General features: G+C 55.3%; 19 protein-coding genes. 2 read left to right on the top strand and 17 right to left on the bottom strand.

Features of this window, described 5'->3' with window-relative positions:
• Positions 1-85: 85 nt before the first annotated feature.
• Positions 86-1,069 (top strand): TAXI family TRAP transporter solute-binding subunit, encoded by a 984-nt coding sequence (locus Q1B13_RS02450; RefSeq protein WP_299077836.1) that lies wholly within the window; start codon positions 86-88, stop codon positions 1,067-1,069.
• An 82-nt stretch (positions 1,070-1,151) separates the two neighbouring features.
• On the opposite strand, the gene rplQ is transcribed toward Q1B13_RS02450, so the two are convergent.
• From rplQ to Q1B13_RS02505, 11 genes are all read right to left on the bottom strand, one after another.
• On the bottom strand, positions 1,152-1,574 hold the full coding sequence (gene rplQ, locus Q1B13_RS02455) for a 50S ribosomal protein L17 (RefSeq protein ID WP_298937843.1): 423 nt from the start codon (positions 1,572-1,574) through the stop codon (positions 1,152-1,154).
• Positions 1,575-1,691: 117 nt separating this feature from the next.
• Entirely contained in the window at positions 1,692-2,708 is a 1,017-nt protein-coding gene (locus tag Q1B13_RS02460) for a DNA-directed RNA polymerase subunit alpha (RefSeq protein WP_299077839.1), read from the bottom strand.
• Between the two features lie 116 nt (positions 2,709-2,824).
• Positions 2,825-3,214 (bottom strand): 30S ribosomal protein S11, encoded by a 390-nt coding sequence (rpsK, locus tag Q1B13_RS02465; RefSeq protein WP_037311698.1) that lies wholly within the window; start codon positions 3,212-3,214, stop codon positions 2,825-2,827.
• A gap of 14 nt (positions 3,215-3,228) precedes the next feature.
• The gene (rpsM, locus tag Q1B13_RS02470) at positions 3,229-3,597 is read right to left on the bottom strand and encodes a 30S ribosomal protein S13 (RefSeq protein ID WP_074736181.1); all 369 of its coding nucleotides are present in this window, start codon (positions 3,595-3,597) and stop codon (positions 3,229-3,231) included.
• 261 nt (positions 3,598-3,858) lie between these two features.
• Positions 3,859-4,221: a hypothetical protein gene (locus tag Q1B13_RS02475; RefSeq protein WP_299799688.1), complete on the bottom strand. Its 363-nt coding sequence runs from the start codon at positions 4,219-4,221 to the stop codon at positions 3,859-3,861.
• 16 nt (positions 4,222-4,237) lie between these two features.
• Entirely contained in the window at positions 4,238-4,882 is a 645-nt protein-coding gene (locus Q1B13_RS02480) for an adenylate kinase (protein ID WP_299077842.1), read from the bottom strand.
• The gene (gene secY, locus Q1B13_RS02485) at positions 4,879-6,243 is read right to left on the bottom strand and encodes a preprotein translocase subunit SecY (protein WP_298937840.1); all 1,365 of its coding nucleotides are present in this window, start codon (positions 6,241-6,243) and stop codon (positions 4,879-4,881) included. The genes Q1B13_RS02480 and secY overlap by 4 nt, the downstream gene beginning before the upstream one ends.
• A 109-nt stretch (positions 6,244-6,352) precedes the next feature.
• Positions 6,353-6,826 (bottom strand): 50S ribosomal protein L15, encoded by a 474-nt coding sequence (gene rplO, locus Q1B13_RS02490; protein WP_299077844.1) that lies wholly within the window; start codon positions 6,824-6,826, stop codon positions 6,353-6,355.
• 234 nt (positions 6,827-7,060) lie between these two features.
• Positions 7,061-7,276, bottom strand: coding sequence for a DUF1127 domain-containing protein (locus tag Q1B13_RS02495; protein WP_298937838.1), 216 nt, complete (start codon positions 7,274-7,276; stop codon positions 7,061-7,063).
• A 216-nt stretch (positions 7,277-7,492) separates the two neighbouring features.
• Positions 7,493-7,942 carry a hypothetical protein gene (locus tag Q1B13_RS02500; protein ID WP_299077847.1) on the bottom strand — a complete coding sequence of 150 codons (450 nt, stop codon included), beginning with the start codon at positions 7,940-7,942 and terminating at the stop codon, positions 7,493-7,495.
• Positions 7,943-7,963: 21 nt separating this feature from the next.
• Complete coding sequence (locus Q1B13_RS02505; protein WP_299077850.1) at positions 7,964-8,332, bottom strand: antibiotic biosynthesis monooxygenase; 369 nt, start codon at positions 8,330-8,332, stop codon at positions 7,964-7,966.
• 78 nt (positions 8,333-8,410) lie between these two features.
• Here Q1B13_RS02505 and Q1B13_RS02510 point away from each other — a divergent pair, with 78 nt between their 5' ends.
• A complete protein-coding gene (locus Q1B13_RS02510; protein WP_299077853.1) occupies positions 8,411-8,842 on the top strand; it encodes a MarR family winged helix-turn-helix transcriptional regulator in 432 nt (143 codons plus the stop codon).
• 91 nt (positions 8,843-8,933) lie between these two features.
• On the opposite strand, the gene rpmD is transcribed toward Q1B13_RS02510, so the two are convergent.
• From rpmD to rpsN, 6 genes are all read right to left on the bottom strand, one after another.
• Positions 8,934-9,122 (bottom strand): 50S ribosomal protein L30, encoded by a 189-nt coding sequence (gene rpmD, locus Q1B13_RS02515; protein ID WP_008757946.1) that lies wholly within the window; start codon positions 9,120-9,122, stop codon positions 8,934-8,936.
• 12 nt (positions 9,123-9,134) lie between these two features.
• On the bottom strand, positions 9,135-9,704 hold the full coding sequence (rpsE, locus tag Q1B13_RS02520) for a 30S ribosomal protein S5 (RefSeq protein WP_120633993.1): 570 nt from the start codon (positions 9,702-9,704) through the stop codon (positions 9,135-9,137).
• Between the two features lie 116 nt (positions 9,705-9,820).
• Positions 9,821-10,180, bottom strand: a complete 360-nt coding sequence (gene rplR / locus Q1B13_RS02525) for a 50S ribosomal protein L18 (RefSeq protein WP_299077856.1) — start codon at positions 10,178-10,180, stop codon at positions 9,821-9,823.
• Positions 10,181-10,191: 11 nt separating this feature from the next.
• Positions 10,192-10,725: a 50S ribosomal protein L6 gene (gene rplF / locus Q1B13_RS02530; RefSeq protein WP_298937834.1), complete on the bottom strand. Its 534-nt coding sequence runs from the start codon at positions 10,723-10,725 to the stop codon at positions 10,192-10,194.
• Positions 10,726-10,737: 12 nt separating this feature from the next.
• Entirely contained in the window at positions 10,738-11,130 is a 393-nt protein-coding gene (gene rpsH / locus Q1B13_RS02535; protein WP_298937833.1) for a 30S ribosomal protein S8, read from the bottom strand.
• A 13-nt stretch (positions 11,131-11,143) separates the two neighbouring features.
• Complete coding sequence (rpsN, locus tag Q1B13_RS02540) at positions 11,144-11,449, bottom strand: 30S ribosomal protein S14 (protein WP_010437098.1); 306 nt, start codon at positions 11,447-11,449, stop codon at positions 11,144-11,146.
• Positions 11,450-11,456: the final 7 nt, after the last annotated feature.

Consider the following 11,456-nt stretch of genomic DNA (forward strand, 5'->3'; position numbering starts at 1 on the left):
AGCGTGTTAAGCGATCTTGCGCGTTGACTTAAGAAGCTGGGATTGGAATGGTCCGCTCAAAACCATTGATCAGAACGGATAAATTATGTTCAAAACTCTTTGCCGCAAACAGTTAGTATACCTGCTCTCTTCCCTTTTTATCCTGACCGCAACGATGGGTTTGATCACCCCGACGGCTCAGGCGGCAGACACCAAATTGACCTTTGGAACTGGTGGGAAAGGCGGGTACTATTTTAGGGTTGGCGACCTATTGTGCAAGTCTTTTGCGCAAGGCACGGACGGGTTTAAATGCCGTGCCCGCACAACGGATGGCCCGCGCGAGAACCTGCCAAATTTGCGCAGTGGAAAGTTTGATTTCGTCGTGGCGCGATCTGACTGGGCAAAAAGCGCGAGAGGTGGGTCTGGTTTTTTCAAAGGCAAGGGCGCGGATTCTTCATTGCGATCGCTGTTTTCTATTCACAGCGAACCTCTGACTGTCATTGCACGCAAAGGATCCGGTATTTCGTTAGTCAATGATCTGGATGGCAAACGTGTCAAACTGGGCGTATCGGCCTCTCGCCTGGTCCGGCAACTTCCTCACCAAGCGAATTGGGATACATCCGCGTTCAACACCTTCAGGCCCGGCGATCTGAGCGCACAGCGGAAGGCGTTGTGTTCCGGAGAAATAGACGCCGTTGCCCGCGTCGTCGCTTACCCGTCTGGGTGGGTTCAAAAAACAGCGCAAACATGCCCGATTCAATTGGTCGAGTTGTCGGGTCGTCAGATTAATAGCTTGGTTGCGGGTACCGATACACTCAGCAAAGCGACGATTCCGGCAAATGTGTATACCGGAGTGACGAGATCAACGATGACCTTTGGCTACAAGGCCGCACTATTAAGCAGCACTAACGTTTCCGATAACGATGTCTATGCCTTCGTCAAATTCACGTTTGAAAACCTGCCTCAATTGGGCCAGCAGAACCCAGCCCTGAGGGGTTTGCAACCATCAGAAATGATCCGAGACAGTATGGTTGTCCCCCTACATCCCGGGGCGGTCAGATACTACCGGGAACAGGGTTGGATCAAGTAAGTTGCGAAAGGCCTGACTGGCAGGCAAAAAGAAAACCCCCGCGTCCGAGACGCGGGGGTTTTTACATGAAAGCCGGGCTTTCTTATTCTTCGTCTGCGGCCTCTTCAGCAGCAACGCGGGCCTTGTCGGCCGCGCCTTTCGCGTCCAGATCACGGTCAACGAATTCGATGATCGCCATCGGGGCCATGTCGCCATAGCGGAAACCAGCTTTCAGGATGCGGACATAACCGCCCTGACGCTCGGCGTAGCGGGGGCCCAGAACTTCGAACAGCTTTGCGACGTATTGGTCTTCTTTCAGCTGCGATGCGGCCTGACGGCGGGCGTGCAGGTCGCCGCGCTTGCCAAGGGTGATCAGTTTTTCAACGATCGGGCGCAGTTCTTTTGCCTTGGGCAAAGTTGTCTTGATCTGCTCATGTTCAATGAGCGAGCCAGCCATGTTCGCAAACAGAGCCTTACGATGCTCATGAGTACGGTTCAGGCGGCGATAACCACGTGCGTGACGCATTTTCTAGTTCCTTCTTCAGCGTTTTGCTTTGTCTGGCCGGCGATGCGTGTCACCGGCTCTCCTTGGGGCATGATTGCCCGTGCATTCCCCGCAAGCGCGGGCATTGGGAAGACGCGCTTAAAACGCGTCTTCGAATTTCTTCGCCAGATCTTCGATGTTGTCGGGCGGCCAGTCTTCGACATCCATGCCGAGGTGCAGGCCCATGCCGGACAGCACTTCTTTGATCTCGTTCAGCGACTTGCGGCCAAAGTTCGGGGTGCGCAGCATCTCGGCTTCGGTCTTCTGGATCAGATCGCCGATGTAGACAATGTTGTCGTTCTTCAGGCAGTTTGCCGAACGGACCGACAGTTCCAGCTCGTCCACTTTCTTCAGCAGCAGCGGGTTGAACTCCAGACCATCGTCTTCGTCCTGACGGCCAGCCGATTCCGGCTCGTCGAAGTTGACGAAGATCGACAGCTGATCCTGCAGGATGCGTGCAGCAAAGGCCAGTGCGTCCTCAGGTGTGATCGAACCGTCGGTTTCGATCTTCAGGGTCAGCTTGTCATAGTCCAGAACCTGACCTTCACGAGTCGGCTGAACGTCATAGGCAACCTTTTTGACCGGTGAATAGATCGCATCGATCGGGATCAAGCCAATAGGCGCATCTTCGGGCTTGTTCTTCTCAGCCGAGACATAACCCTTGCCGGTGTTGACGGTCAGCTCCATGAACAAGTCGGCGCCATCGTCCAGGTGACAGATGACGTGATCGCGGTTCAGAAGCTCGATACCGGCGCTTTCGCTGATGTCACCGGCGGTAACAACCGCTGGGCCTTTGGCATTGATCGACAGGCGCTTGGGGCCTTCGACTTCCATACGCAGGGCAACCTGCTTGAGGTTTAGGATGATGTCGGTAACGTCTTCGCGAACGCCCGCAACCGAGGAGAACTCGTGCAGGACGTTGTCGATCTGAACGCTGGTGATGGCCGCGCCTTGCAGCGAGCTCATCAAAACGCGACGCAGGGCGTTGCCCAAAGTCAGACCAAATCCACGCTCCAGTGGCTCGGCGACCAGAGTCGCCTGACGTGCGGGATCATTGCCCGGCTTGCCATCCAGCTGGGTCGGCTTGATCAATTCTGCCCAATTCTTATGGATCATGTAATCCCTCCATTCCTGTCTGCGCCCCATGACCAATCAGGTGCAGACGCCCGAGGTTTCAAAACGGCGAACCGGGGCCGTGCAAAAACACAGCCCCAGCTCAGTAATAATATCGCTTAGACGCGGCGACGCTTCGGTGGGCGGCAGCCATTGTGAGCAATCGGCGTCACGTCACGGATCGACGTGATGTTGAAGCCCACGGCAGCCAGCGCACGCAGGGCCGATTCACGACCCGAACCGGGGCCCTGAACTTCGACTTCCAGCGTCTTGACGCCGTGATCCTGTGCTTTCTTGCCTGCGTCTTCTGCAGCCATCTGAGCAGCATACGGAGTAGATTTCCGCGACCCTTTGAACCCCATGGTCCCAGCCGACGACCATGCAATGGCGTTGCCCTGCACGTCCGAGATCAGGATCTTGGTGTTGTTGAAGGTCGAATTCACATGGGCGACGCCCGATGCGATATTCTTGCGCTCTTTTTTCTTGGTACGAGTCTTTTCGCGTGCCATCGGTCAGACCCTCCTTATTTCTTCTTGCCAGCAATGGCCTTTGCGGGGCCTTTGCGGGTACGAGCGTTGGTGTGGGTGCGCTGACCGCGAACGGGCAGGTTACGACGATGACGCAGACCGCGGTAGCAGCCCAGATCCATCAGACGCTTGACGTTCATCTGAACTTCACGACGCAGGTCACCTTCGACGGTGAAGTTCGCGTCGATATGCTCGCGGATGGCCAGAACTTCGGCGTCGGACAGCTCATTAACGCGACGGTGCGCTTCAATGCCCACGGCTTCGCAGATTGCCTGCGCGGATGTGTTGCCGATACCGGTGATATATGTGAGGGCGATTGGAACCCGCTTTGCAGTCGGGATGTTTACGCCGGCAATACGTGCCACGTGTCACTTTCCTTTTTGTTGCGGTTCCGTAGCTCCGGAACCTTTTTTCACAACACTCGACCGTGGCAGTGACGCCAGAGGGCCCAGTATTATTCGAGGTGGTCGGGGCGTTTGGGACGAATCCCGCACGCGATCTTGATTCCCTTTAGGGATGGGGGTCGATATGGGCTTTTGGCGCTGGCGTCAAGTCTGAAACGAAGACCGTCGAACTCGGTGTTTTTCACAGAGAACAAAAAAGCCTAAATAGCGCCGGATCTGGGGTTACTCAGACCATTTATCAACGCTTATGTTTGATCCCGGATCGTGAGCAATACTCAATCCCTTTCGTTGAAACTCATACTGAATATCAGACATCTGGCTTTGCAAAACAGCTCGCTTACGACGGATAGCCCACGTGATCAAAGCGGGCAGACAAAATACGGTGAGGACGTAGAACAGAGTCACGCTAATATACTTCAGAGTGTATTCTGCCAGAAACAGCCACAAAGCAAAGATGGGTAATCCAAGCAGAAACCATCGCTTTGTAGACCTTAAGAAAAGGCTGCCCCTCTCTTCAAGAAGATCGCTGTAAAGATCAATCTTTGGCTCCAAATCGGGAGGAACTGCTGTGTTCCGATAGATCATACGAAGCCCCTGCGGACTACCCAAGCACAGCCTCAATCGACGCAGTAACCTCGCCGATATCTGCAAGACCATTGACCGGGCGCAGATCGCCCTTGGCATAGTAGTAGCCAATCAGCGGCGAGGTCTTCTTATAATACTCCATCAGACGGGTCTTGAGGCTTTCCTCATTATCATCGGCCCGGCGTTTGAAGTCATTTTCCTTGCCGCAATTGGTGCAACGCCCATCTGCTGGTATCGGCTTGGTCTTATCGTTGTAGACCTCGCCACAGCCGCCACAGGTTGAGCGCGCCGTGATACGCTCGACCAGTGCCGTGTCGTCGACTTCCATCTCAATCACGGCGTCGAGGCTGTTGCCCGTGGTCTCCAGCAGTGCGCCCAGAGCATCCGCTTGTGCCAGCGTGCGCGGGAAGCCGTCAAAGATGAAACCGCCCTCGGCGCCATGCTCAAGCTTTTCGCGGATCAGGCCGATGACGATCTCGTCCGTGACCAGTTCACCTTTGGCCATCACATCTGCCACGCGGTTGCCCATTTCGGTCCCGCTGTCCTTGGCTTCGCGCAGCATGTCTCCGGTGCTCAGTTGCACCATGCCGCGTGTTTCAACCAGGTGACGCGCCTGCGTCCCTTTGCCCGCTCCTGGGGGCCCCAAAAGTATGATGTTCATCGACGAGAGGGTCCCTTCCTGCCGCGTTTCTTACTTTTACCGCGCAGCTGGGACTTTTCGATAAGACCTTCGTATTGATGCGCCAGAAGATGGCTCTGAACCTGCTGAATCGTGTCCATGGTGACCGAGACGATAATCAGAACAGAGGTGCCGCCGAAGTAAAACGGGATGGCGAACTGACCACGCAGGATTTCAGGCAGCAGGCACACCGCCGCCAGATAGGCTGAGCCCAGAACCAGAACGCGGTTGACCACGTATTCCAGATATTCGGCAGTTTTCTTGCCAGGACGGATACCCGGAACAAAACCGTTCTGCTTTTTCAGGTTATCGGCGACATCGTCCGGTTTGAACGACACGTTGAACGTATAGAAATACGCAAAGAAAACGATCATCGACGCAAAGAACAGCAGATATAGCGGCTGCCCGGGGCCAAAGTTGGCCAACAGCCAAGACATCACCGGTCCGTTGGTAGCACCTGACGAAAAGGTCGAAATCGTCACGGGCAACAGCAGCAGCGAGCTTGCAAAGATCGCGGGAATAACGCCCGCCGGGTTAACCTTGACCGGCAGATGGCTGGAACCGCCTTCATAGACCTTCATACCCGCCTGTCTGCGCGGATATTGAATATGAACCTTGCGCAATGCGCGCTCCATGAACACCACAAAGGTGATGACTGCGATGACCATGATAATCACACCGACAATCACAGCCGGGCTGATTGCACCCGAACGACCCGACGCAAAGAACTGCGCCAGTGCGGCCGGAACCTCGGCGATAATGCCGACGAAGATGATCAGAGAGATACCGTTGCCGATGCCACGCGCGGTGATTTGCTCACCCAGCCACATCAGGAACATGGTGCCACCAACCAAGGTGATCATGGTCGACATGCGGAAATAGAGCCCGGGATCCGTCGCCAGATCACCCGATTCCAGCGAAACAGCCAAGCCATAAGCCTGAACGGTGGCCAGCGCCACGGTGCCAAAACGTGTGTATTGGTTGATCTTCTTACGGCCTTGCTCGCCCTCTTTCTTGAGTTGTTCGAGCGCGGGAACCATCGATGTCAGCAGCTGCACGATGATCGAGGCCGAAATGTAAGGCATGATGCCGAGGGCAAAGATACCCATCCGACCCAGCGCGCCCCCGGTAAACATCGAAACCATGCCACCGATGCCCTGCCCCGCCTGTTCCATGAACTCACGCAGCGCCTGACCATCAATGCCCGGCACCGGAATAAAGGTGCCCAGACGATAGACGATCAGCAAAGCGAGCGTGAACAGGATGCGGTTGCGCAGATCGGTGGCTTTGCCCAAAGCAGCCCAGCTAGTGTTGGCTGCCATTTGTTCAGCTGCTGATACCATAAATCGGTCTCTCTTATGCAAACACCGCCCGGAACCGTTTTCCGGCTCGGGCGGCGTCTTGGAAAACTCTGAGGTCTATGTAAGCGGGTCTTGGCCCGCTCACAAGCGCTTACTCTGCCGCAGCAGCTTTTGTGACCGTAAGTGAACCGCCCGCTTTCTCGACCGCTTCAACAGCAGCTTTCGAAGCACCGGTTACTTCCAGATTCACTTTGGAGCTGATTTCACCCTTGGCCAGAACACGGATACCGTCCAGCTTGCGACGCACCAGACCGGACGCAACCAGTGCATCCTCGGTAATCGCGGCTTTGGCGTCCAACTTGCCAGCTTCGACAAATTTCTGGATCAGACCCAGGTTGATAACGGCAAATTCCTTGCGGTTCGGCTTGTTAAAGCCACGCTTCGGCAGGCGCTGGTACAGTGGCATCTGGCCGCCTTCGTAGCCATTGATAGCCACACCCGAGCGGGATTTCTGGCCTTTGATACCACGGCCACCCATTTTACCTTTGCCGGAACCGGGGCCACGGCCAACGCGCGTGCGTTTCTTAGTGGCGCCTGCGTTGTCGCGTAATTCATTCAGTTTCATTTCGCTTCTCCTTCGCCGGAATTGACCCCGAAGCGTGATGGGTCAGACACGGCATTTCTTGATTTTGATTCTCGTGGACACAATGCCACCGGAGCCCGATACAGCTTTGTGCCCATGGTTGCAAGGTTTCTTGTCTCGCGCGCGGAAGCGCGGCCGCGATTTTGTGATCGGAACGCCTAAACACAAAAGAGGCGCCATAAGGCGCCTCAGGGTTCGTATATCAGCTGGGCTGATTTATGCGCAATATGCGTGCTCGCGCGCGATGTCTGCAATGTCGCAACGGCGGATGCCGATGTCGTCCAGTTCACGGTTGCTCAGGCGGTTGAGCTCAGAGTACGTGCGGGTGTATTCGCTCGCCCGGGCGCGGTTTTCCTTTACGCGCTCGATCAGGTTTGCAAAACGGGCGCTCAGGTTGAAGCCGCCATGTGTCAGTGTTGCTGTGTGTGCCATATCTCTATTCCTTTCGAATGTCGGGGCGTATTCCCCGATGTCACTTGGTTGTTCCTTATTCGGACAAGGCTGAGATAGGCGCGTACGATACCGCTAACAACACAGGTTTTGGTCTAGCCGCTATGCGTTCAGTGAATGGCAGAGCGGGATTGATTTTTTCTCATGTGGACTAAGCCTCCGCAAGACTGCAGGTGACTGAGTTTTTGAAAACTTCTGTCATTTCTTAGTAGCGTGCCGTCTGCGTGCGCTCATCCTTCTACCATCTCGTATACTTAGCCCCATCAAAATCAGATTGGCTGCTCCGGCTGTCAGTTCGACAATCTGTACTGCATAAAAGTTCGTGTCGAAGGATCCGGCACTGGCTTTCATACTCAGATAGATCGCTGCTGGCACCAGGATCAGCAAGCCGTTCGCGGCTATGATTGGCATTCTCTTCTTTTTGGCGATTGCCGGCGCATCCTTACGGCGGCGCCCCATGGACATGCCAGTCGCACCAACGATAACCATCGCTGGCACGAGGATGAATAGACCGTTGACGATCATGGATTTGACAACGGTTATGGCCGCGTAAGTTCCAAACAACTCAGTGTAAACGGTGGAGGTCCAGAAAGTCAGGATCGTCAAGAACCCGATTGTTCCTGCAACAGGGTGGATTGCTCTTAACACTTGGCAGCTCCGATTAGGGCGTTAGGCGATGCAGTGGTTTTCGACGGCCATCTTCTGAAAAAGATGGGGGCGGGCCACGGCACTGTTGGGGTATTCGGACAGCAGGCGTTGGAATTCGGGCTGGCTAAAGGCGTCACGGAAGCTTTTGACATCTTGCCAAATGGCATAATTCACGTAGGCCGTACTGCCTGCGATACCTTTATGCATCTGCGTTGAGATGTATCCTGTTTGGGATTTCATAAAATCCGCATCATGTGTCCAGGCCTCTATCAAAGCCGCTTCGTCTTTCACATCGACCTCAAACAGGTTGATCAACACGATTGGCCCCTCTTCCGACTGCATCTGGTCAGCCAAGGCGACAATCTCATTCAACTCCTCAAAGCGTACCATCGTGCGTCCTTTCCACTAGATTAACATAGCTAGCTATATAATATTGTATAGCATACTATGCAAGTGTAAGTTTCGGCCATGGATTTCGAAAAAGAGAACTCAGCCGGATACCTCGTCAACCACATGGCGCGGCTGTTCGCCAAGGAGTTGCAGCGCCACATTGTGCCTTTGGGCATTGTTGTCGGACAATTCCCAATTTTATTGGAACTCTGGGTTAAGGATGGCGTTTCGCAGAAGGATCTGCTTGCTAAAATCGACGTCGAACAAGCGACACTGGCCAATACACTTAATCGAATGGAACGCGACGGCCTGATCAAGAGAACAAAAAACCCTGCTGACGCCCGAGCACAGTTGATCTGGTTGACAGACAAGTCCTCGGCACTCCGAGACAACGCCTATGACTCGGCGCAGACGGTGAATGCCGAAGCGCTTCAAGTTTTGAGTGTGTCTGAGCAAGCGCAATTCATGGATTACATGCGCAGAGTTATAGCCAACATGCGCTCAGGTTGAGCCAAGCCTGATTGGTCTCAAATCAAGAAACTTGCACAAAAAAACGCCCCCGAACTTGTCGGAGGCGTTTCAATCTTTCAAAGAACTGCGTTTAACCGCGCTCTTCGATGATCTCTACCAGATGCGGGATCTTGTTGACCATTCCGCGGACCGAAGGGGTATCCTCCAGCTCACGGGTTTTGTGCATCTTGTTCAGGCCCAGACCGATCAGGGTTGCGCGTTGTTCGGCGGGGCGACGGATCGGGGAACCGATCTGCTTTACGACGATGGTTTTTGCCATGGGTCGCTCTCCTTATGCTTCTGCTTCAGCAGCAGCTGGTGCTTCGTCCCGCTTGGGCAGGATGTCGGCAACCTTTTTGCCGCGACGCTGTGCAACCGAACGCGGGCTCTGCTCTTTGGTCAGGCCGTTGATGGTTGCGCGGATCATGTTGTACGGGTTCTGCGAGCCCAGAGATTTAGACACAACGTCCTTCACGCCCAGCATTTCGAACACGGCACGCATCGGACCACCGGCGATGATACCGGTACCTTCAGGCGCTGTGCGCATAACCACTTTACCGGCGCCATGACGGCCTTCCATATCGTGGTGCAGGGTCCGACCTTCGCGCAGTTGCACGCGGATCATCTGACGCTTGGCTTGTTCGGTCGCCTTGCGGATGGCCTCGGGTACTTCTTTCGCTTTACCCTTGCCAAAGCCGACGCGGCCTTTCTGATCGCCTACGACCACCAGAGCGGCAAAGCCAAAGCGCTTACCACCTTTTACGGTTTTCGACACACGGTTGATCGCAACCAGACGATCTGCGAATTCCGGAGTTTCGTCGCGGTCACGACCACGGCCCCGGCGGTTATCACGTTCTGCCATTTTGGCATCCCTTTTCTCTAGTGGCGCTATCCGCGCCGTTTGTTCAATCCAAGTGAGCCCCGACTTGTGCCGAGGCTCCTGGATCATCGGGGCGGCCGGTCGGCCACCCGCAGGTTTTAGATCTTCAGACCACCTTCACGCGCAGCGTCGGCGACAGCCTTCACTTTGCCGTGGAACAGGAAGCCACCACGATCGAAATAGGCCTCTTCGACACCTGCCTTCTTGGCACGCTCGGCGATAGCCGCGCCCACTTTGGTGGCCGCTTCGACATTGTTTTTGCCAACAACACCCAGATCCTTTTCCAGGGTCGAGGCCGAGGCCAGAGTCACGCCACTTACGTCGTCGATCAGCTGAACAGAGATGTTCTTGTTCGAACGATGTACGGACAAACGCGGGCGACCCGCGTTGACCTTGCGAAGTTTGTTCCGAACGCGCAGGCGGCGCTTCAGAAACAGGGTTCTTTTGCTGTTTGCCATTGTTTGCGTCCTTACTTCTTCTTGCCTTCTTTGCGGAAGATGAACTCGCCCTTGTAGCGGATACCCTTGCCTTTGTACGGCTCGGGACGGCGCCAATCGCGGATTTTCGCTGCGACTTCGCCAACCTGCTGCTGGTCGTTTCCTTCCACAATGATCACCGTCTGCTTCGGTGCGGTGATGGTGACACCTTCCGGAGCAACGAAATCAACGTCGTGGCTGTAACCCAGGTTCAGCTTCAGGGTGTTACCCTGCATCTGCGCCCGGTAACCAACACCTTGGATCTCCAGCTCTTTCTTGAAGCCTTCGGTCACACCGGCCACCAGGTTTGCGACCATCGTGCGGCTCATGCCCCACTGCTGGCGCGCGCGCTTGGACATGCCGCGAGGGTTGATCGTAACCACGTTGTCTTCGACCGACAGCGTAACGTCGTCGGTTGCGGTAAAGCTGCGGGCACCTTTCGGGCCCTTAACTTCGATGGTCTGGCCGGACACAGTGGCGGAAACGCCGCTGGGCAGCTCGACCGGTTTTTTACCAATACGAGACATTGACAGACCTCCTTAGAAGACGGTGCAGAGCACTTCGCCGCCAACATTGTTGGAGCGTGCGTTCTGGTCCGACATCACACCTTTCGGAGTGCTGACAATCGACACGCCCAGACCCTGACGGACCTGCGGGATGTCATTGACGCCCATGTAAACACGACGGCCGGGTTTCGAGACCCGTTTCAGTTCGCGAATAACAGGAGTGCCTTCGTAGTATTTCAGGCTGATTTCGATGGCAGGATGACCGTTGGTCCCGGTCGTCGCTTCGTAGCCACGGATGTAACCTTCGTCCGCCAGCACGTCCAGAACCCAACCGCGCAGCTTTGACGCTGGGGTGGAAACGGTGGACTTGCCGCGCATTTGCGCGTTGCGGATACGGGTGAGCATATCGCCGATAGGATCGTTCATATCATTCTCTCCCTTACCAGCTCGATTTCACCATGCCGGGGATCTGACCAGCAGAGCCCAGCTCGCGCAGCGCAATACGGCTGACCTTCAGCTTACGGTAGTAAGCATGAGGACGGCCGGTGAGCTGGCAGCGGTTGTGAAGACGGGTTGCCGAGCTATTGCGCGGCAGCTTCGCCAGTTTCAGACGCGCTTTGAAACGCTCTTCCATCGGCTTGCTCTCGTCATTCGCGATTTCTTTCAGCTCGGCACGCTTTGCGGCATATTTGGCCACCAGGCGCTCGCGCTTCTTTTCGCGTTCGATCATTGCTTTTTTAGCCATGTCTTAA

It is taken from the genome of uncultured Ruegeria sp., assembly GCF_947489545.1.
In the GTDB taxonomy this organism is placed as follows: domain Bacteria; phylum Pseudomonadota; class Alphaproteobacteria; order Rhodobacterales; family Rhodobacteraceae; genus Ruegeria.

Excerpts from the sequence above, each read along its gene's own strand:
- secY (WP_298937840.1), bottom strand. The coding sequence starts at position 6,243 with ATGGTATCAGCAGCTGAACAAATGGCAGCCAACACTAGCTGGGCTGCT.
- rpmD (WP_008757946.1), bottom strand. The coding sequence starts at position 9,122 with ATGGCAAAAACCATCGTCGTAAAGCAGATCGGTTCCCCGATCCGTCGC.
- rpsE (WP_120633993.1), bottom strand. The coding sequence starts at position 9,704 with ATGGCAGAACGTGATAACCGCCGGGGCCGTGGTCGTGACCGCGACGAA.
- rpsH (WP_298937833.1), bottom strand. The coding sequence starts at position 11,130 with ATGAACGATCCTATCGGCGATATGCTCACCCGTATCCGCAACGCGCAA.
- Q1B13_RS02450 (WP_299077836.1), top strand. The coding sequence starts at position 86 with ATGTTCAAAACTCTTTGCCGCAAACAGTTAGTATACCTGCTCTCTTCC.
- Q1B13_RS02505 (WP_299077850.1), bottom strand. The coding sequence starts at position 8,332 with ATGGTACGCTTTGAGGAGTTGAATGAGATTGTCGCCTTGGCTGACCAG.
- Q1B13_RS02475 (WP_299799688.1), bottom strand. The coding sequence starts at position 4,221 with ATGATCTATCGGAACACAGCAGTTCCTCCCGATTTGGAGCCAAAGATT.
- Q1B13_RS02460 (WP_299077839.1), bottom strand. The coding sequence starts at position 2,708 with ATGATCCATAAGAATTGGGCAGAATTGATCAAGCCGACCCAGCTGGAT.
- rpsN (WP_010437098.1), bottom strand. The coding sequence starts at position 11,449 with ATGGCTAAAAAAGCAATGATCGAACGCGAAAAGAAGCGCGAGCGCCTG.
- Q1B13_RS02480 (WP_299077842.1), bottom strand. The coding sequence starts at position 4,882 with ATGAACATCATACTTTTGGGGCCCCCAGGAGCGGGCAAAGGGACGCAG.
- rplQ (WP_298937843.1), bottom strand. The coding sequence starts at position 1,574 with ATGCGTCACGCACGTGGTTATCGCCGCCTGAACCGTACTCATGAGCAT.
- rplO (WP_299077844.1), bottom strand. The coding sequence starts at position 6,826 with ATGAAACTGAATGAATTACGCGACAACGCAGGCGCCACTAAGAAACGC.
- rpsK (WP_037311698.1), bottom strand. The coding sequence starts at position 3,214 with ATGGCACGCGAAAAGACTCGTACCAAGAAAAAAGAGCGCAAGAATATC.
- rplF (WP_298937834.1), bottom strand. The coding sequence starts at position 10,725 with ATGTCTCGTATTGGTAAAAAACCGGTCGAGCTGCCCAGCGGCGTTTCC.
- rplR (WP_299077856.1), bottom strand. The coding sequence starts at position 10,180 with ATGGCAAACAGCAAAAGAACCCTGTTTCTGAAGCGCCGCCTGCGCGTT.
- Q1B13_RS02495 (WP_298937838.1), bottom strand. The coding sequence starts at position 7,276 with ATGGCACACACAGCAACACTGACACATGGCGGCTTCAACCTGAGCGCC.
- Q1B13_RS02510 (WP_299077853.1), top strand. The coding sequence starts at position 8,411 with ATGGATTTCGAAAAAGAGAACTCAGCCGGATACCTCGTCAACCACATG.